Source organism: Pseudarthrobacter sp. NIBRBAC000502771 (genome assembly GCF_006517215.1).
Classification (GTDB): Bacteria; Actinomycetota; Actinomycetes; order Actinomycetales; family Micrococcaceae; genus Arthrobacter; species Arthrobacter niigatensis.
This window is the reverse complement of sequence record NZ_CP041187.1, coordinates 98050-115627: the sequence shown is the minus strand read 5'-3', so window position 1 is coordinate 115627 and position 17578 is coordinate 98050. Positions and strand designations below refer to the sequence as shown.

At 66.6% G+C, this 17578-nt stretch carries 16 protein-coding genes; 10 read left to right on the top strand and 6 right to left on the bottom strand.

Translation table 11 applies throughout. The features are described from left to right. The first annotated feature begins 25 nt into the window (after window positions 1-25). The 3 genes from NIBR502771_RS00520 to NIBR502771_RS00510 are packed head-to-tail and all read left to right on the top strand — an operon-like array spanning window position 26 to window position 2939. Window positions 26-1114 carry a Gfo/Idh/MocA family oxidoreductase gene (locus tag NIBR502771_RS00520; RefSeq protein ID WP_141157989.1) on the top strand — a complete coding sequence of 363 codons (1089 nt, stop codon included), beginning with the start codon at window positions 26-28 and terminating at the stop codon, window positions 1112-1114. Further along, a complete protein-coding gene (locus tag NIBR502771_RS00515) occupies window positions 1114-1899 on the top strand; it encodes a TIM barrel protein (RefSeq protein ID WP_141157988.1) in 786 nt (261 codons plus the stop codon). The genes NIBR502771_RS00520 and NIBR502771_RS00515 overlap by 1 nt, the downstream gene beginning before the upstream one ends. Beyond that, window positions 1896-2939, top strand: a complete 1044-nt coding sequence (locus tag NIBR502771_RS00510) for a Gfo/Idh/MocA family oxidoreductase (RefSeq protein WP_141157987.1) — start codon at window positions 1896-1898, stop codon at window positions 2937-2939. Before NIBR502771_RS00515 ends, NIBR502771_RS00510 begins: the two co-directional genes overlap by 4 nt. Window positions 2940-3005: 66 nt before the next feature. Here the strand turns inward: NIBR502771_RS00510 and NIBR502771_RS00505 are convergent, their stop codons facing one another. Further along, window positions 3006-3455, bottom strand: a complete 450-nt coding sequence (locus NIBR502771_RS00505; protein ID WP_141157986.1) for a MarR family winged helix-turn-helix transcriptional regulator — start codon at window positions 3453-3455, stop codon at window positions 3006-3008. Window positions 3456-3618: 163 nt separating this feature from the next. Here NIBR502771_RS00505 and NIBR502771_RS00500 point away from each other — a divergent pair, with 163 nt between their 5' ends. Then, complete coding sequence (locus NIBR502771_RS00500) at window positions 3619-4824, top strand: MFS transporter (RefSeq protein WP_141157985.1); 1206 nt, start codon at window positions 3619-3621, stop codon at window positions 4822-4824. Here NIBR502771_RS00500 and NIBR502771_RS00495 read toward each other — a convergent pair. The 3 genes from NIBR502771_RS00495 to NIBR502771_RS00485 are packed head-to-tail and all read right to left on the bottom strand — an operon-like array spanning window position 4821 to window position 7535. Next, window positions 4821-5837: a LacI family DNA-binding transcriptional regulator gene (locus NIBR502771_RS00495; protein ID WP_141157984.1), complete on the bottom strand. Its 1017-nt coding sequence runs from the start codon at window positions 5835-5837 to the stop codon at window positions 4821-4823. The two genes, NIBR502771_RS00500 and NIBR502771_RS00495, sit on opposite strands and share 4 nt — an antisense overlap. Window positions 5838-5883: 46 nt before the next feature. Next, window positions 5884-6777 (bottom strand): 5-deoxy-glucuronate isomerase, encoded by an 894-nt coding sequence (gene iolB, locus NIBR502771_RS00490; protein ID WP_141157983.1) that lies wholly within the window; start codon window positions 6775-6777, stop codon window positions 5884-5886. Window positions 6778-6794: 17 nt separating this feature from the next. After that, a complete protein-coding gene (locus NIBR502771_RS00485; RefSeq protein WP_141157982.1) occupies window positions 6795-7535 on the bottom strand; it encodes a GntR family transcriptional regulator in 741 nt (246 codons plus the stop codon). A 316-nt stretch (window positions 7536-7851) separates the two neighbouring features. Here NIBR502771_RS00485 and NIBR502771_RS00480 point away from each other — a divergent pair, with 316 nt between their 5' ends. Then, window positions 7852-9249, top strand: a complete 1398-nt coding sequence (locus tag NIBR502771_RS00480) for a sugar porter family MFS transporter (RefSeq protein ID WP_168225703.1) — start codon at window positions 7852-7854, stop codon at window positions 9247-9249. 62 nt (window positions 9250-9311) lie between these two features. Beyond that, window positions 9312-10448: an LOG family protein gene (locus tag NIBR502771_RS00475; protein WP_141157980.1), complete on the top strand. Its 1137-nt coding sequence runs from the start codon at window positions 9312-9314 to the stop codon at window positions 10446-10448. A 40-nt stretch (window positions 10449-10488) separates the two neighbouring features. Here NIBR502771_RS00475 and NIBR502771_RS00470 read toward each other — a convergent pair whose 3' ends face one another. After that, complete coding sequence (locus NIBR502771_RS00470; protein ID WP_141157979.1) at window positions 10489-11628, bottom strand: VIT1/CCC1 transporter family protein; 1140 nt, start codon at window positions 11626-11628, stop codon at window positions 10489-10491. A gap of 266 nt (window positions 11629-11894) precedes the next feature. Between NIBR502771_RS00470 and NIBR502771_RS00465 the strand changes: the two genes are divergently transcribed. Beyond that, window positions 11895-12119, top strand: coding sequence for a hypothetical protein (locus tag NIBR502771_RS00465; RefSeq protein ID WP_141157978.1), 225 nt, complete (start codon window positions 11895-11897; stop codon window positions 12117-12119). A gap of 74 nt (window positions 12120-12193) precedes the next feature. Here NIBR502771_RS00465 and NIBR502771_RS00460 read toward each other — a convergent pair whose 3' ends face one another. Next, the gene (locus NIBR502771_RS00460) at window positions 12194-13720 is read right to left on the bottom strand and encodes a sodium:solute symporter (protein ID WP_141157977.1); all 1527 of its coding nucleotides are present in this window, start codon (window positions 13718-13720) and stop codon (window positions 12194-12196) included. A gap of 259 nt (window positions 13721-13979) precedes the next feature. Between NIBR502771_RS00460 and NIBR502771_RS00455 the strand changes: the two genes are divergently transcribed. The 3 genes from NIBR502771_RS00455 (at window position 13980) to NIBR502771_RS00445 (ending at window position 17560) form a co-directional block, all read left to right on the top strand. Further along, window positions 13980-14555, top strand: coding sequence for a helix-turn-helix domain-containing protein (locus NIBR502771_RS00455; protein ID WP_141157976.1), 576 nt, complete (start codon window positions 13980-13982; stop codon window positions 14553-14555). Between the two features lie 248 nt (window positions 14556-14803). Further along, window positions 14804-15868 (top strand): agmatinase, encoded by a 1065-nt coding sequence (gene speB, locus NIBR502771_RS00450; protein ID WP_141157975.1) that lies wholly within the window; start codon window positions 14804-14806, stop codon window positions 15866-15868. Window positions 15869-15871: 3 nt separating this feature from the next. Continuing rightward, on the top strand, window positions 15872-17560 hold the full coding sequence (locus NIBR502771_RS00445; RefSeq protein ID WP_141157974.1) for a thiamine pyrophosphate-binding protein: 1689 nt from the start codon (window positions 15872-15874) through the stop codon (window positions 17558-17560). Window positions 17561-17578: the final 18 nt, after the last annotated feature.

Sequence of the window (17578 nt, the reverse complement as noted above, 5' to 3'; positions counted from 1 at the left end):
GATCTACTACTGAGAGGAAGAGCCAATGGCTTACATCACCCACAACCAAACACCAGGTCCCGCACCCCTCCGGATCGGGCTCATCGGCTCCGGCTGGATGGGGGCTTTCCATGCCGAGAGCATCGCCCGCCGCGTGCCGGGGACCGTCCTGGCTGCCATTGCGGACCCGAACGTCGAATCTGCCCACGCCCTTGCCACGGAACTGGGCACTGCCAAGGTAACGGCCAGCGCCGAAGATATCTTTGCGGACCCGGAGATCGACGCCGTCATCATTGCCAGTCCTGTGCGCTTCCACTCATCGCTTATCGCGCAGGCCGCAGCGGCGGGAAAGCACGTCTTCTGCGAGAAGCCCGCCGGTCAGGGACTCGACGAACTCGATGCCGCGCTGGCAGCTGTGGAGGATGCCGGCGTGCACTTCCAGATCGGCTTCAACCGCCGGTACGCGGACGACTTCCAGGCCGCCAAGAAGGACCTGGCAGCCGGCATCGCCGGAACGCCGCAGCTCCTGCGCTCGCTGACCCGCGATCCCGGAAACGGGAGCATCCCCAACGCGGCGAGGGTCCCGGCCTGGACCATTTTCCTGGAGACCCTCATCCACGACTTCGATACCCTCAACTGGTTCAATGAGGGCGCAGAGCCGGTGGAGGTGTACGCGGTGGCGGATGCGCTGGTGGAGCCTTCCCTGCGGAGCCAGGGTTTCCTGGACACCGCGGTGGTGACCATCAGGTACAGCAACGGTGCGGTGGCGGTGGCGGAAGCGAACTTCAGCGCGCTCTACGGGTACGACATCCGCGGGGAAGTCTTCGGGTCCAAGGGCATGGTCCAGGCCGGACGCGCCACGGAAACTGCAGCCCGCAGGTACACGGCCGAGGGGCTCTCGGCGGACACCCCCCGCCTCAACGTCGAACTCTTCCGCCAGGCCTACACCGACGAACTTGCTGATTTTGCCGGGGCCGTGCGTGCCCGGCTGGACGGTACGCCGTCGCCGTCGTACGACGTCACGCTGACTCCCGGCGCTGCCGACGCCCGCCGCGCCCTTGCCATGGCACTGGCCTGCATTGAGTCCGTCAAAAGCGGAGCCCCCGTTGCCGTGACCGAGAAGGCCGCACTCTGATGCGCCTGGCAGTCTGCGCGGAGATGGTTTACACCGACCTTCCGTTTGTGGAGCGGGTGCGCCGCATCCACGAGGCCGGCTTCGACGTTGAACTGTGGGATTCGCGCAGCAAGGACATCCAGGCGCTGAAGGCGACCGGCGCCGTTTTCTCGTCCATGACGGGCTACACCTCAGGCAGCCTGGTGGACCCGGACACCTGCGATGACGTGGTCCGGACTGCCGAATCCTTGATCCCCACCGCGCTGGAACTCGGCGTGAGCCGCATGGTGGTGCACCCGGCCGAACTGGTGGACGGCCATGCAGCCCGCCCGGCCTACCGTTCCACCGGCCGCATGTGGGCCACCGGCGCGCGGACCCTCGAGAGGCTCGGGAACCTGGGCGAACGGCACAGCGTGACATTCTGCCTGGAAAATCTCAACACCATCCTTGACCATCCCGGCATCCCACTCGCACGGGCCAAGGACACACTGGCCCTGGTGGAAGCTGCGGCGCATCCCCACGCAAAGCTGATGCTGGACCTCTACCATGCACAAATGGGGGAGGGGAACCTGATCGAGCTGGTGCGTTCAGCGCTGCCGTACATCGGCGAAATCCAGGTGGCGGACGTCCCCGGCCGTTGCGAGCCGGGCGCGGGGGAGATCAACTACGCCGCGGTCGCCAAGGCCCTTGCCGAGCTTGGATACCAAGGCACCGTGGGTATGGAGGCCTGGGCCAAGGGTGACAGCGACGCCGCCCTCGAAGCCTTCAAAACGGCGTTCACCGTCTATGCGGAGGAAAAACTGTGAAAACTGTGACTCTTGGCCTGGTGGGTGTGGGCCGGATCGGCAGCATGCACGCGGACAACATCGCCGCGCTCAACGATGCCATGAAGCCGGAAGGCATTGAGGTCAGGCTGCGGCTTACGGACGTCGCCGAGGATCATGCCAGGACCGTCGCCCACCGCCTGGGCGCGGAGTTCCTTCCGTCCGTGGAAGCGCTGCTCGCGTCCGGCCTGGACGGACTAGTGGTTGCCACCGGCACGGGCACGCATCCCGGACTCATCAAGGCAGGGATTGACGCCGGTATCCCGGTTTTCTGCGAAAAGCCGGTGGCCATGAATGTTGCCGACGCGCTGCCCGTGCTGGACTACATCCGGGACAACAATGGCGTGGTCCAGATCGGCCACCAGCGCCGTTTCGATGCCGGCTACCTGGAAGCACGGAGGGCTTACCAAGCAGGCGAGTTGGGGTGGATCCACTCCCTGCGTGCGGTCACCTGCGACATGGCCCCGCCGCCCGTGGAATTCCTGGCCACCTCCGGCGGGCTCTTCCGCGACTGCTCAGTGCACGACTTTGACATCCTGCGCTGGCTGACCGGCCGTGAAATCGTAGAGGTCTATGCCAAGGGATCCAACAACGGCGACCCGGCGATCGGCGCTGTAGGGGATGTGGACACCGCTCTGGCGCTGGTGACCTTCGACGACGGCACGGTTGGCACGGTCTCGGCGACGCGGTACAACGGGGCGGGCCACGACGTGCGGCTGGAAATCCAGGGGTCCAGCCGGTCGCTCATGGTGGGCCTGGATGACAAGACCGCTATGGCATCGGCGGAGCCCGGTATCGTTTTTCCGTCGGGGGAGCCGCACAGGACGTTTGCCGAGCGCTTCGACCAGGCCTACCGTTCCGAGATTGCCGCCTTTGTAGAGCTTGTCCTAGACCAGCGGGACAACCCGTGCACGCCCGAGGACGCTGTGGCCGCCTCACGGGTGGCCGATGCCGCCCAGGAGTCCCTGGCTACAGGCATTCCGGTGCGGGTGGCAGGAGCCGTGACCACCCGGGTGCCTTGAGCCCCTCCGATACCCCGCTCCAGACAGCAAGGCCCCCTTGAGGATCCTCAAGGGGGCCTTGTTGCCTTAGGCCGGTGCGTGCAGCCGGGGCAGCGCATCCACCAGCGGTGCCAGTTCCGGGATGGCCGTTGCCTCGTCCAGGGCACGCTCCAGCGTGGCATCGTGGACCGGCCGTGCTTCCGCGAGGAGGCTGCTTCCGCTGGCGGTGAGTTCGGTATAGATGCCCCGGCGGTCGTCGTCGCACAGGATCCTGGTCAGGAGTCCGCGGTCCTCCAGCCGGTTCACCAGCCGGGTGGTTGCGCTGGGGCTCAGTGCCGTGGCGCGCGCCAGCTGCTGCATCCGCATGTGCCAGCCGTCCTGCCGGCTCAGGGCATCAAGCACCGTGTATTCCACCACGGACAGCTTCGACTCGGCCTGGAGGCTGCGTTCCAGTTCGTTTTCGATCAGCCCGTGCAGGGCTGCCAGGGTGCGCCAGCCCTGGGCGCGGACCTCAACGGCGTCGTCCTTGATGCCCATGGTTGCTCCTTCGAAGACGGCGGAAGGCGCCATCCATTGGTGCGGTCATAGATAGTTGCTTGCGCGGTATTTGCAGTGTGCAACAATAAATACCGCGCCTGCAACTATCTTAGGCGCCTTCCCATCCTTGGAACAACCACACGCAGCTCAAAGGAGCATTCGCATGCCTGTTGGCCTGATAGCACTCGCCCTTGGCGGCTTTGGCATTGGACTCACCGAATTCGTCATCGCCGGTCTCCTCCCGGAGGTAGCGGCGGACTTCCGGGTGGGTGAAGCGTCCGCCGGCTGGTTCATCTCCGGCTACGCACTCTCCGTGGTGGTCGGGGCACTGGGCCTGACGGCCGCCGTGACACGGTTCCCGCGTAAACCCGTGCTGGCCGCCCTGCTGGTCCTGTTCATCGCGGGGAATCTGCTCTCCGCCACCGCGGACGGCTACTGGGCCATGATGCTGGGCCGCGTTGTTGCCGCCCTCTCGCACGGCGCCTTCTTCGGGAGCGGGGCCGTAGTGGCGGCCGGGATGGTCCCGCCGAGCAAGAAGGCAGGAGCCATCGCGCTCATGTTCACGGGACTTACCGCAGCCAACGTCCTGGGCGTGCCGTTCGGGACGCTGCTGGGCCAGGCCGCCGGCTGGCGGGCCACCTTCTGGGCCATCACGATCATCGGTGTGGCCGCGCTCGCAGGCATCCTTGCGCTCGTTCCCAAATCGGCCGGTGATGCCGAAGAAGCTGGCAGCCTCCGCTCAGAGCTCCGTGCCTTCCGCTCGGGGCAGGTGTGGCTTTCCATTGTGGTGACCATCCTGGGCTTCGGCGGCATGTTCGGCGCGTTCACCTACATCGCCTACACCCTTACCGAGGTGTCAGGGTTCGGAGCCTCCACCGTGCCGTGGCTGCTTATTGTCTTCGGCGTGGGCCTCTTCTCGGGCAACACCCTGGGCGGTAAGGCCGCCGACCGCAACGTGGACAAGACGCTGCTGGTGGTACTCGCCGCGCTGACCGTGGTCCTGGTGGCGTTCGCCGTGACAGCCGCCGATCCTGTCCTGACGGTCATCTCGCTGGTCCTGATGGGAGGCTTCGGCTTTGCCACCGTGCCGGGCCTGCAGATGCGCGTGATGAAGTACGCCTCCGGGGCGCCCACACTCGCCTCCGGCGCCAACATCGGTGCCTTCAACGTGGGCAACGCCCTGGGCGCCTGGCTGGGCGGCGTCACCATCACCGCAGGGCTCGGCTACACCTCACCGATCTGGGCCGGCGCAGCCATCACGCTTGCAGGCCTGGGGGTCATGGCACTCGCCGCGGCTGGCGCCAAGCGGAGCGAAAAGCACGCGGAGGGCCAAGCGCCAGCGGCCGTGGAGGAGCTGGTCAGCCGCTAAGCGGCGGGACCCGAGGAGCGGCGCACCATTAGGGTGGGTTCAAGCTTCCGGGTCACGGCCGGTCCGACAGTCCCCCCAATCCGTTCCAGCATGGTCTGCGCCGCCAGCCGGCCAAGCTGCCCGGCGTGCTGGTCAATGGACGTCAGGCCAATCAGCGGTGAGGCGCCCACTTCAATGTTGTCGCAGCCCACGATCGCCACGTCGCCCGGGACGGACAGTCCCCGGGACGCCAGCGCCTCCATGATGCCAATGGCGGTGAGGTCGTTGTGCGCGAAGACTGCTGTGGGGAGGGTGGCACCGGAGTCCAGGAACTGCTCCATCACGGCCCGGCCGCCGCGTTCGGTCATGTCGCTGTGGACCAGCTGCGGCTCCAGCCCGAACTGCCTTATGGCGTGCAGGTAGCCCTCCCGCCGGGCGGTGTAGGGGAGCCAGTCGGAGATGTCCACGTGGGCGATGCGCCGGTGTCCCAGTTGGTGCAGGTGCTCCACGGCGAGTGCCCCGGAACGGAAGTCGTCGGTCAGGACGGAATCCACGCCGTCGGCCTCCATCTCCCGGGTAATGACGACGGCGGGCGTCCCCCGCAGTGCCCCGGCCAGCTCCGCCGAGGTGCCGGTATAGCCCGCCAGCAGGACGCCGTCCACGCGCAGGTCCACGAAGGACCGGACGGCTTCAAGTTCCGTTCCCGGATCAGCCGAGCCGACGGCGACCATCACCTGGTTGCCGCTCCCCGCCAGGCCTTCGGTGATGCCGTCATAGATGTCTGCGAAGACCGGGTTGTGCAGGTCGAGGAAGAGGACTCCGATGGTTTTGGTCCGGTGGCTGGCCAACCGGCTGGCCAGCCTGTTGGGGGAGTAGCCCAGGGCGGCGGCAGCTTCCAGCACGGCCGTCCGCTTGGCGGGGGAAACCTTGGGGGAATCGCGCATCACCAGGGACACCAGGGCGCGGCTCACCCCGGCGTCCCGTGCCACATCCTCCATGGTCACCGACCGCGGCGCAGGAGACGTCTGTTTCACAAGACTCCACTATGCCAGCCTGCCGCCACCTGCCGGGCAAGGTTCCCTACGCGCCGAAAGGCAGCCGGGGATCGATGTTCTGGCCCTCCCACGTCTGCCGGACCCAGCCGTGGTGCGGGTCGTCGCTGATCAGCCACTCCCGCACGGGCCCGGGTCCGGCCATGACGTTGAGGTAATAGAGGTCGTAGCCGGGAGCCGCCATGGCCGGGCCATGCCAGCCGTAAGGGACCAGGACCACGTCCCCGGTCCGTACTTCGGCGGAAACATCGATGGGCCGCTCATCGGAGGCGTAGACACGCTGGTAGCCGATGGCGTCGGCGTCTGCAGGTGCTCCCGGTCCGGCGCCCACCTGCGTCTCGAAGTAGTAGATCTCCTCAAGGGAGGTTTCGCCGTCTTTTTCCTCGTCATGCTTGTGGGGAGGGTAGGAGGACCAGTTGCCGGCGGGAGTGAGCACCTCACACACGATGAAGCGGTCAGCCTCGAGCGCGGCAGGGGTGCCGAAGTTGTGGACCTGGCGCGAGCAGTTGCCCGCGCCGCGCAGCTCCACCGGAGTTTCTGCGGCGGACACCAGCCTGGTGGGGTAGGAAGCCTGGGCCGGTGCGGTGGCGACCGCCACCCTGCCGCCGTCGGCCGAGCTGATGCCAACTGCGCGGCCGGTGCCGGAATACAGCACATCGGTCGGACCTGCGAACACCGAGCGGCGGCCCTGCAGCGGGTAGTCCGTGCCGTCAACGGTGACGGTGAAGGACCCGTTGAGCGGCACCACGATGCGTTCCTCGTCCGCGGCGGGGAGTTCGACGGCGGCCCCCGCCGGCAGGGTGGCCACCTTCAGTCCGGTGTGCGCCCAGCCGTCCACGGCCAGGGGGGAATCGGAGGTTCCGATGGACACGTCCCAGGTGCCGTCGGCGGCGGTGCCCAGGGGGTAGACCCAGTTGGTCATGGAGTTGGCTCCTTGGATTATCGCTGTACGAGTGTCATTTCAAAGCTGTAGGAATCGGCGCGGTACACGTGGTGGCCGGTTTCAACCCGCCGGCCGGTATCGTCCACCGCGGTGCGTTCCATGGTCACCAGCGCCGAGCCTGCCGGGGCGTCCAGCATGGAAGCCTGGTACTCGTTGGCGGTCATCGCACCGATGCGCTGGGTGGCGAGCCGGAAGTTCACGCCTCCGCGGCGGAGGATCGAGTAGAGGCCTTCTGCCTTGAGCATGGCTTCATCCATCTCGGCAATGTCGTCGCGCACCCAGTTCTCCATGAGGGCCAGGGGCTTGCCGCCCACCTTCCGCAGCCGGGTGAAGTGGTACACCTTCGAGCCTGCGGGAAGCTGCAGGGTAGTGATCGTGGAGTCATCCGCCTCGAGGTGCGAGAAGCTCAGCACCTCGGTGGTGGGCTTCTTGCCATTGTTGGTCAGGTCGTCATAGAGGCTGGAAAGCTCCAGCGGCCGGCGCACCTGGCTCGACACCACCTGCGTTCCCACGCCCCGCTTCCGCACCAGCAGCCCGGAACGGACCAGCTCATCCATGGCCTTGCGCATGGTGGGCCGCGACAGGTTCAGCTGTGCGGCGAGATCGATCTCGTTGTCCAGCCGGCTGCCGGGCTCCAGCACCCCGCTGTAGATTGCCGCTTCAATGCCCTGGACCACCTGGTGGTACAGGGGCACGGGGGAGGAACGGTCGATGGTGAGTCCCAGGTTGTTCGCCACGGTGCGTTCCCCTCATCTTTGGTGCGGGCGCCTCCGCCCGGTCTGGACAGCCGGCCTGCGGGCAGTTTGACGCTATATGTTCGCTTGATAGGACATAGTTCCTTCCTTGATCGTAGCAGGCGCGCCCGGGTGGTCAAGGATGGCTGTGCCGCGCTTCAGCCAAAGGAAATGGAAAAATATTGTGCTGACATTAGGACTTTTTATTGACGAGTCGGATTAGAGCGCTCTAACGTAGGTGGCACGCATCACATTCCCGACCGGTCATCCGGTCCCCGAGAGAATTTGAGAGGCAACAATGCTGTTGCAAAAACAAACCATGGCTGCCACCGGCAGCAGGCGCCGCGGCTACCTCGCCCGGCTCACCGTGATCTCCACCCTGGGCGGCCTGCTCTTCGGGTACGACACCGGCGTGATCTCCGGCGCCCTGCTGTACATGAACGACTCCCTCAACATGAACGCCGTGGAGGAAGCAACCGTGGTGAGCGCTCTGCTGTTCCCCGGTGCCGCCGTCGGCGCCCTTACCGGCGGGCGGATGGCTGACAAGCTGGGCCGTCGTGGCTCACTGCTGGTCTGCGCACTGCTATTCCTGCTGGGTGCCATGGGCTGCGCCCTTGCGCCCAGCGTGACCTTCATGATTGCCGCCCGCATCGTGCTGGGCCTGGGGGTGGGCGCCGCCGCCGTGACCTGCCCGCTGTACCTGGCGGAGATGGCTCCTGCCCATCTTCGTGGCCGGATGGTCACCATCAACGAACTCATGATCGTGACCGGCCAGATGCTGGCATTCGCCATCAATGCGCTCCTGGATGCCCTGATCCACGACAACGAGGTCTGGCGGAGCATGCTGGGCATCGCTTCCATCCCTGCCCTCGCACTGCTCGCCGGCATGCTGATGCTGCCGGAATCGCCGCGCTGGTACGCCATCCGCGGCCGCCTGGAAGACAGCCGCCGGGTCCTGAACCTGAGCCGCAGCCCGGAAGAGGCAACCGCCGAGTTCGAGGAAATCGCCCACGCGGCGCGCACGGCCAAGGAAGAACGCGGTCACGCCCTCCGCGACCTGAAGAACAACCCATGGATGCGCCGGCTGCTCTGGATCGGCATTGGCCTGGCCACCGTCCAGCAGGCAACCGGCATCAACACCGTGAACTACTACGCCCCCACCATCCTGGAAAAGAGCGGGCTTGGCATCAGCGCATCGCTGGTGGCCACCATCGGCGTCGGTGTTACCTCAGTGCTCATGACCGTCCTGGGTATCTGGTTGCTCGGCTTTGTTGGCCGCCGCCGCATGCTGGTGATCGGATTCTCCGGAGTTGTCGGCGCCCAGGCCCTGCTGGCCGTCGTCTTCCTCCTCCCGCAGTCGGACCTTGCCAGCTACACCATCCTGGCCGCGATGATGCTGTTCGTTGCCTTCGTCCAGTGCTTCATCGGCACCTGCGTCTGGCTCCTGCTCTCCGAAATGTTCCCGCTCGCCATCCGCGGTTTCGCCATGGGAATTGCGGTCTTCGCCCTCTGGACCGTGAACGCGGCCATCTCCTTCCTGTTCCCGATCGTGGTCAATGCCCTGGGATCCACGGGTACCTTCGGCCTCTTCGTCCTGGTCAACGTGGCTTCCCTGGCGTTCGTTATCAAGTTCGTGCCGGAGACCAAGGGCCACTCCCTCGAGGACCTCGAAGCGCACTTCCGCGATGGTGAGGTGCCGGCGAAGCTTTCGGCGTAGCCGCCGCCGTTGCGGTTGGTGGCCTAGGCTGGCTGCATGATGTGGAGCGCGGGGCGGAAACCATGAATTTCGCCGGAAGCCTTGGTCCCCGCCCCCGCAACCTCGAAGTCCAGGACCTGGCCAGCTTCGACAGCCTGGTGGCCGGCGGTGCGGTCAACCTGCACGGCTGGCATGCGCAGTCGCTGGACCTGCGGGGCCGGTCCGCGGCACTCAAAAACGTCCGCGTCGAGGGCGCGATGTTCCTGGGCTGCATCTTCGACGACGGTATGGAAGCCAACCTCCGCAGCCGCGGCGCCTTGATCTTCCCCAGGCTTGAAGGAGTCCCTTTCGACCCATACCGGGCCGTCCTGTATTCCCCGGCCGAACTGTACGCCGGACTGGCAACCGCACCGTATGAGGAACTGCCGGATGCGCGCATCTACCACTGGAGCATCCAGCCCGGCCAGCGCCACCGCGTGGACTCGACGCTGGCCTCGGCCCTGCATGACCATGCGATCGGCGATGCGCTGGATGAGCTGACCCGGTCCGGGGCGTGGCACCGCCGCTCTATCGTCGGCGTGATGGGCGGCCACGCAGCGCCCCGCGGCAGCCGGGAGTTTGCGGACGCGGCCCGGCTGGGCAGGCTCCTGGCCCTTGACGGCCACTCGGTGGCAACGGGCGGCGGCCCCGGGGCCATGGAGGCAGCGAACCTCGGCGCGTACCTGAGCCGGGCGTCCGACGGTGACGTGCAGGCAGCGCTCGCCACGCTCGCCGCTGTTCCCGGCTTCCGTCCCTCGGTCTCGGCGTGGGCACGTGCGGCGGCTGCCGTCGTCGAACGCCATCCGGACGGGACGCCGTCCCTCGGGATCCCCACCTGGTTCTACGGACACGAACCGCCCAACTACTTCGCCACGCACATCGCCAAATATTTCGCCAATGCCATCCGCGAGGCCATCCTTCTGGAACTGTGCCACGGCGGAATCGTCTTCCTGCCGGGAGCGGCCGGTACGGTCCAGGAGATCTTCCAGGACGCCTGCGAGAACTACTACGGCGCCCGCGAGAAAGTGGCCCCCATGGTGCTGGTGGGCCGCCGGCACTGGGAGCAGGAATACCCGGCCTGGCCCATGCTCCGCAGCCTGGCCGCGGGCAGGGCCATGGCGGACTACATCCACCTCGTGGACACGGTGGAGGAAGCAGTGGAGGTCCTCCGGCAGCGCTGAACGCTGCCGGAGGACCTCCACGAAGTGTCCTTGCCTGGTGCTAGCCGACGGCGGTGCCGAAGAGCAGGCCCAGCAGGTAGGTGATGGCTGCCGCGCCCAGGCCGATGGCAAGCTGCCGCAGGCCGCGGGTCAGCGGGGAAGTGCCGGACAGCAGGCCGACGGCGGCACCGGTGGCAAGGAGCGCGACGCCCACCAGGGCGCCTGCCACCACGAGCGCGGCGACGCCGGTCAGGCCGAACAGGAACGGCAGGATGGGGACGATGGCGCCGGAGGCGAAGAAGCAGAAGCTGGACAGCGCCGCACCCCAGGCGGTACCCACTGCCTCGTGCTGGTCCTCTTCCTCCGGCAGCTCAGGCTGCAGGGACAGGCTGGGATCGCAATCGCAGGGCAGCAGCCCCATGCGCTCGGCCACACGGTGCTCGGCCGCTTCCCGGGACATCCCGCGGGCCAGGTACACCAGGAGCAGTTCGTTGTGCTCGAGGTCCAGCTTGGGCGCAGCCGCCAGCGTGACCTGCGTGGGCCGGGTTGCGGCCAGCAGTTCGCGCTGGGAGCGGACGGAAATGAATTCGCCCGCGCCCATGGACATGGCACCAGCCAGGAGCCCGGCGATGCCGCTGAGCAGCACCACGCTGCTGGCCACGCCGGAGGCAGCCATGCCCATCACCAGGGAGAGGTTGCTGACCAAGCCATCGTTCGCGCCGAACACCGCGGCGCGGAAGGTGCCGGCCAGGCGGTTGCGGCCGCGGGTGGCCAGGCCCCGGACCACTTCCTCATGGATCTGTTCATCGGCGGCCATCGCGGCGGTGGCGTTCGGGTCCTTGGCGTAGGGGGAGCGGCCTTCGGCGCGCTGGGCCAGGGCCAGGACGAAGACGGAGCCGAAATGCCGGGCCAGGAACCCGAGGAACCGGCTGCGGGCGGAGGCCCTCTTCGGCTTGCGGGCGTGCTCGCCCAGCAGCGCGAGCCAGTGGGCTTCGTGCCGGCCTTCGGCTTCGGCCAGGGCCAGGAGGATGGACCGTTCCTCACCTTCGCGGTTCTGGGCCAGGTCCCGGTAGACGGCGGCTTCCGCGCGCTCGTCGGCCAGGTACTGGCGCCACCGCTTGATGTTCGACGGCGAGGGCTGGCCAACGCCGCCGGCCTCCGGGGGCGTGGCGTGGGAATGGGACTGGGCGTGCTGCGACACTGTAACTCCTGGGCTGGAAAGGGCATGAACTCGCGCCTTTGCCCTGCCAGCCTACTGCGGATTTCCGCGGTTTTTTGGCTGGCAAACCTCGCTGGAAAGTTTCGGTTGACCTTAAAAAACGCCCGGCACCGTATCCCTGCGGAGGGCCGCTCCGGGCACCGCCGCGGCTATTGACCCGTCCGCCCGGGCGGTGCTCTGATGAAGGTGTGGCGCAGGCTGCGCCCTACCTGAAAGAGCACGTCAGGCGAACATACGGAGGTTGAATCATGAGCACCACCGGACAGCACCCGGACATGCCGCACCTGGACGCCGTCGAAGCGGACCCCGCCTACGATTACGCCGAGGATGCACCGGTAGACGACGCGGACTGGGACTCCGAAGACGGGTTCATTGACCAGGAAGAACCGGTGGTCCAGCCGGCACCGGTAGTCGTCGACGCCGAGGACCGCGAGGTCCCGCTGGATGACGACGAGCGCGACACGGGGGAGTAGGACTGACGGCGCCGGCACCTCCTTCCGCTTGTTGGCGGGAGGCGGTGCCGGCGTCGTACTTTAATGCCTGGCAGTCAGCGGCCGGCGAGGACTTCCTGGGGAGTCCCTTCCTGCTCCTGCCCGGCAACGCGGCGCTGCCAGGCGCGCATGACCGCAGGATCGGTGGGGCGCGTCAGCAGCGAGGCGGCAACGTACACCGCGGCGGAGGCCAGCAGGCCGTAGTAGATCGGTTCGTTGGCGTAGATGCCGTCCAACGGAACCTCGGCGTTGACCTCAAGGATGATCATCGTCCCAAGGGTGATGACGGAGCCGACGGCCATCGAAGCAGCGGCGGCGATGCCGGTTCCGCGCTTCCACACCAGGCCGCCGAGGATCGCGACCAGCAGCCCGCCCACCAGGATGTCGTAGGCGATGGTCAGTGCCGCAACAACGTCCTTGGTGACGATGGCGATGATGATCGCCACAACGCCCAGGCCAAGGACCCATACGCGGTTGGCCTTGACGTCGTGCTCGGGGTTGTCGGAGTCGTCGGTGTTGATGGTCTTGCCGAACCAGCCGGCGACGAAAGGCACAACGTCGGCGCGGGCCACCGTGGCGGCCGCGATCAGGGCCCCGGAAGCCGTGGACATCATGGCGGCGACGGCGGCGGCGAGCACCAGGCCGCCGATTCCGATGGGCAGCAGGTTGGTGGCAACCTCCGCGTAGACAACGTCCTTGCCCAGGGCCTTCACGTCGATGGCGGGCAGCGCGACGCGGGCTCCCAGGCCAATCATTGCGCCGGCAGCACCATAAAGGATGCAGTAGAGGCCGGCTGTCGAACCTCCCCACCTGGCCACCTTGGGTGTTTTGGCAGTGAACACGCGCTGCCAGATGTCCTGGCCGATCAGCAGGCCCAGGGTGTAGACCACAAAGTAGGTGATGATCGTTTGGACGCCGATGCCGTCGATTTGGAAGAAGCTGGCATCAACCCGGCTGCGGATCCCGTCGAGTCCGCCGGCGGCGTTCAGTGTGAAGGGCAGCATGAGGAAGAAGATGCCCACCGTTTTGATGACGAACTGGACCTGGTCCGCCAGCGTGATGGACCACATGCCGCCGATGGTGGAGTACACCAGCACGATGGCACCGCCCACCGCTATGGCCAGGGCCCGGTCCCAGCCGAACAGGACGACGAAGATGGTGGCATAAGCACCCGTGGACGTGGCGCAGAGCATCAAAGTGTAGGCGAGCATTACGATGCCGGATGCCTCGGTGGCCCTGCTGCCGTAACGGAGGGTGAGCATCTGGGACACCGTGTAGATCTTCAGCTTCTGGATGGTCCCGGCGAAGAGCAGGCTCAGGAGCAGGACTCCGGCGCCGATGGCCACCACCAGCCACATTCCCGAGATGCCGAACTTGTAGCCCAGACCCACGCCGCCCACCGTGGACGCTCCGCCCAGGACGACGGCGGCCATGGTGCCGGTGTAAAGGAACGGGCCCAGGCGGCGGCCGGCCACCAGGAAATCGCTGTTGTTCCTGGTGCGGGACTTGCCCCACCACCCGAAGGCCAGCATGGCGAGGAGGTACACCACCACAATGGCGATGTTGATGGCACTTGCATCCATAAATGGCTCCTTGGAGCTGTTGGGGCCGGGTGTAATGACCCGGGGCGGGACGCCGGGAACCGCTGCGGACGAATACGGAGAAGACCTGTAATTGCCCTATAGGCAACAGGAGTTTTCAAAGACTAGGGTGTGACGTGGGTGACAGTCAAGGAGATCGCGCCTGCAGCGGCGTGGGTGTGGCATGCGCGTGTCACAAAAGCGGTGCCGATTAGTATGGCTCGAGAGTGGAGCCGGACTGCCGGCCGTGAAAGGTTCGTAGATGAAGGCACTGCCAGTTGAGCCGAGCAATGTTCCCGTTGCCATTGGCTCCAGGATCCGGGCCGCCAGGCAGTCCCAGCGGCTCACCATCGAGCAGGTCGCGGATGCCACCGGCCTGACCAAGGGCTTCCTCAGCCGTGTGGAGCGGGACTTGACGTCTCCGTCCGTCGCTTCCCTGGTGACGCTGTGCCAGGTGCTCTCCATCTCCATCGGGGACCTGTTCGTGGCGCCGGAAACCCACCTCACCAAACGCAATGACGGTCCGCGCATCTCGCTCGGCGGCCAGGGCATCGTGGAGCGGCTTTTGACGGCCCGCTCGGAGCGTCGGGTCCAGATTATCCAGGCCGTGATCGAGCCGCATGGCCGCGGCGAGTCCGAGTTGTACGCAGTGGATTGCGACGTGGACGTCCTGCATGTCATCAAGGGCTCCATCAAGCTGATCCTCACCAACGAGGAATACGACCTCGATACAGGTGACACCGTGACCTTCCCGGGCCGGGAACCCCACACCTGGGTCAATCCCACGGACAAGCCGGTCGAGGTGCTCTGGGTCCTGGTGCCCGCCGCGAGCCGCTAGCGTCTTTCGGTCCCTGCGTCCCCGCCGGTTCCATCGGGTGTCACGCTGAGCACGCTTTTGGCCGCTTCCTCCCCGGCCTCCCTTTAGAACACGCGCTTCCAGCTCTTTCCGGCTGCCCAAAACGTGCTCTGTGTGACGCGGTCTCCCGAGGGGGATCTTCACTGGTAAACAGCTGATGTCTCCTGGAAAACCGGGGTGTATGATGGCAATCACAGAAATCCCCAACTCCTCGAAGGAGAGGCCTCCCATTGGAAGAGCTGCGCATTGAAGCCAACGGCAACCTCGGCCCCATTGATTCATCCCGGACCCCCCGCTATGCCGGGGCTGCCACCTATGCCCGCCTTCCGCGGCTGGACCAGGTAGCCAAGGCTGATGTGACGGTGGTGGGAGTGCCTTTCGATTCGGGGGTCTCCTACCGTCCGGGTGCCCGCTTCGGCGCAAACCACGTCCGCGAGGCCAGCCGGCTGCTGCGCCCCTACAACCCCGCCTGGGACGTCAGCCCGTTCGAGAACATCCAGGTGGCCGATGCCGGGGACATGGCGGTCAACCCGTTCAACATCAATGAAGCCATTGAGACCATCCAGCAGAACGCACTGGACCTCACCGCCGCCGGGAGCAAGCTGCTGACCCTGGGTGGCGACCACACCATCGCCCTGCCGCTGCTGCGCGCCGCTGCCGAACGCGCCGGCGGACCCATCGCCATGCTGCATTTCGACGCGCACCTGGACACGTGGGACACCTACTTCGGTGCCGAATACACCCACGGCACGCCCTTCCGCCGCGCAGTGGAGGAAGGCATCCTGGACACCGAGGCCATCAGCCATATTGGGACCCGCGGCCCGCTGTACGGCAAGAAGGACCTCGACGACGACCACCGCTTTGGGTTCGGCATCGTTACCTCCGCGGACGTGTACTACCAGGGCGTGCTGGAAACCGTGGCCAAGGTCCGTGACCGCATCGGCAACCGCCCGCTCTACATCTCCGTGGACATTGACGTCCTGGACCCTGCCCACGCGCCCGGCACGGGAACGCCCGAAGCAGGTGGCATCACCAGCCGCGAACTCCTGGAAATCATCCGCGGCTTCCGCGGCATGAACCTGGTGGGCGCCGACGTCGTCGAAGTGTCCCCGGCCTACGACCACGCCGAGATTACCGGCGTCGCGGCCAGCCACGTCGCGTACGAGCTGGTGACCCTGATGGCGGACAATGCTGTGCCCGGCAGCCGGTTCGGTGCGGAGACCGGGTACCAGGCCCAGGCGCTCGGCCAGGAAGCCCGCCGCCCCGCTGGCTTCGCTGCCGCCACCAAGGAGTAGGCCGTGACGGAAATTGCCCCGGCGCCCCCGGCCCGGGGGAGCAGCGTCCGCAACGGCGGGGACCTCGTCGTCGAAACCCTCGAAGCGCTGGGCGCCAAGACCGTGTTCGGCATCCCGGGCCAGCACGCCCTGGGACTCTTTGATGCCATGGGCCGCGGCAACCTGCACTTTGTCTCCTCCCGGGTGGAGAACAACAGCGCCTTTGCCGCGGACGGGTACTCCCGCGCCACCGGCGAAGTTGGCGTGCTGTTCCTGTCCACCGGCCCCGGCGCGCTGACGTCACTGGCTGGACTGCAGGAGGCCTATGCCACGGGCGTGCCCATGGTGGTGGTGGCCAGCCAGATTCCATTGGAGGGACTCGGGGCCCGGCGCAAGGGCATGCTGCACCAGCTCGATGACCAGAAGGCCTCCGCGGCCAACGTCACCAAGAGCCAACGGCTGATCCAGCACGCTTCCGGAATCCCGTCGGCCATCCAGGACGCCTGGACCGAGGCCATCTCCTCCCCGCAGGGCCCGGTGTGGCTCGAGATTCCGCAAAACGTCCTGCTGGATCCGATCATGGTCCCGCCGGTGGAGGATGCCTTGGCGGAGGCGGCGGACAATCCACCGCGGATTGAACTGGTGCGCGAGGCCGTGAAGTGGCTGGAATCAGCCAAGCGCCCGGCAATCATCGCCGGCGGTGGAACCCGGCGCGGCAAGGCGGAGAAGTCCCTGTTGTCCATTGCCGAGAAACTCCACGCGCCGGTCATCTGCACTCCTGGCGGCAACGGTGCGTTCCCCTGGAACCACGGGCTGTCCCTTCAGTCCTGGATCGAGGACCGGTACATGACCGACCTCCTCGAAGACGCGGACGTCCTGGTGGTCATCGGATCGTCCCTGGGCGAGGTTACGTCCAACTACTTCACCTTCGAACCGCGCGGCAGGATCATCCAGATCGACGCCGAACCCCGGGTACTGGAGTCCAATCGGCCAGGCTTGGGGATCCGCGCCGATGCTGGCCAGGCGCTGGCAGCCTTGGACTCAGCTCTTGGATCCGGCAGGGCAACGATGCCGGACTGGCACGGCAGCACGCCGGAAGAGCTGGTCAAGGAGTCGCTTGCCAAGGTCCGTGCCCGGCTGGAATCGCAGGACCTTGCCAAAGAACTGACGTTCATGGCCGCCATCCGGGAGGCCGTTCCAGCGGATATGCAGACGTTCTGGGACATGACCATCGCCGCCTACTGGGGCTGGTCCTGCTGGGACGCCCGTGAAGGGCAGTTCCACTCCGCACAGGGCGCCGGTGGCCTGGGCTATGCGTTTCCCGGTGCCATTGGAGCGGCGGTTGGGCTGGAGACTGCGGGTAAGCCCGGCCGGGTCCTGGCGGTCTCCGGTGACGGTTCGTCCATGTATTCCATTGCAGAACTGGCCACCGCCAAGCAGCACAACGTTCCGGTCACCTGGCTGATCGTGGACGACGGCGGCTACGGCATCCTGCGCGAATACATGGTGGGCGCTTTCGGCAAGGCCACGGCCACGGAATTGGCCCGTCCCGACTTTGTTGCGCTCGCCGAATCCTTTGGCGTGCCGGCCACCAAGGTGGCCCCGGAAGGCGTGGGGGACGCGCTCCGGGCCGGCTTCGCCGCTGACGGACCCAACGTCGTCGTTGTTGAAACCCTCCTCAAGATGTTCGGGCCTACGCACCTGGCCCCCTGACCGGGCACCAACCTTAAG

Excerpts from the sequence above, each read along its gene's own strand:
- NIBR502771_RS00520 (WP_141157989.1), top strand. The coding sequence starts at position 26 with ATGGCTTACATCACCCACAACCAAACACCAGGTCCCGCACCCCTCCGG.
- NIBR502771_RS00515 (WP_141157988.1), top strand. The coding sequence starts at position 1,114 with ATGCGCCTGGCAGTCTGCGCGGAGATGGTTTACACCGACCTTCCGTTT.
- NIBR502771_RS00505 (WP_141157986.1), bottom strand. The coding sequence starts at position 3,455 with ATGGGCATCAAGGACGACGCCGTTGAGGTCCGCGCCCAGGGCTGGCGC.
- NIBR502771_RS00500 (WP_141157985.1), top strand. The coding sequence starts at position 3,619 with ATGCCTGTTGGCCTGATAGCACTCGCCCTTGGCGGCTTTGGCATTGGA.
- iolB (WP_141157983.1), bottom strand. The coding sequence starts at position 6,777 with ATGACCAACTGGGTCTACCCCCTGGGCACCGCCGCCGACGGCACCTGG.
- NIBR502771_RS00480 (WP_168225703.1), top strand. The coding sequence starts at position 7,852 with ATGGCTGCCACCGGCAGCAGGCGCCGCGGCTACCTCGCCCGGCTCACC.
- NIBR502771_RS00475 (WP_141157980.1), top strand. The coding sequence starts at position 9,312 with ATGAATTTCGCCGGAAGCCTTGGTCCCCGCCCCCGCAACCTCGAAGTC.
- NIBR502771_RS00465 (WP_141157978.1), top strand. The coding sequence starts at position 11,895 with ATGAGCACCACCGGACAGCACCCGGACATGCCGCACCTGGACGCCGTC.
- NIBR502771_RS00460 (WP_141157977.1), bottom strand. The coding sequence starts at position 13,720 with ATGGATGCAAGTGCCATCAACATCGCCATTGTGGTGGTGTACCTCCTC.
- NIBR502771_RS00455 (WP_141157976.1), top strand. The coding sequence starts at position 13,980 with ATGAAGGCACTGCCAGTTGAGCCGAGCAATGTTCCCGTTGCCATTGGC.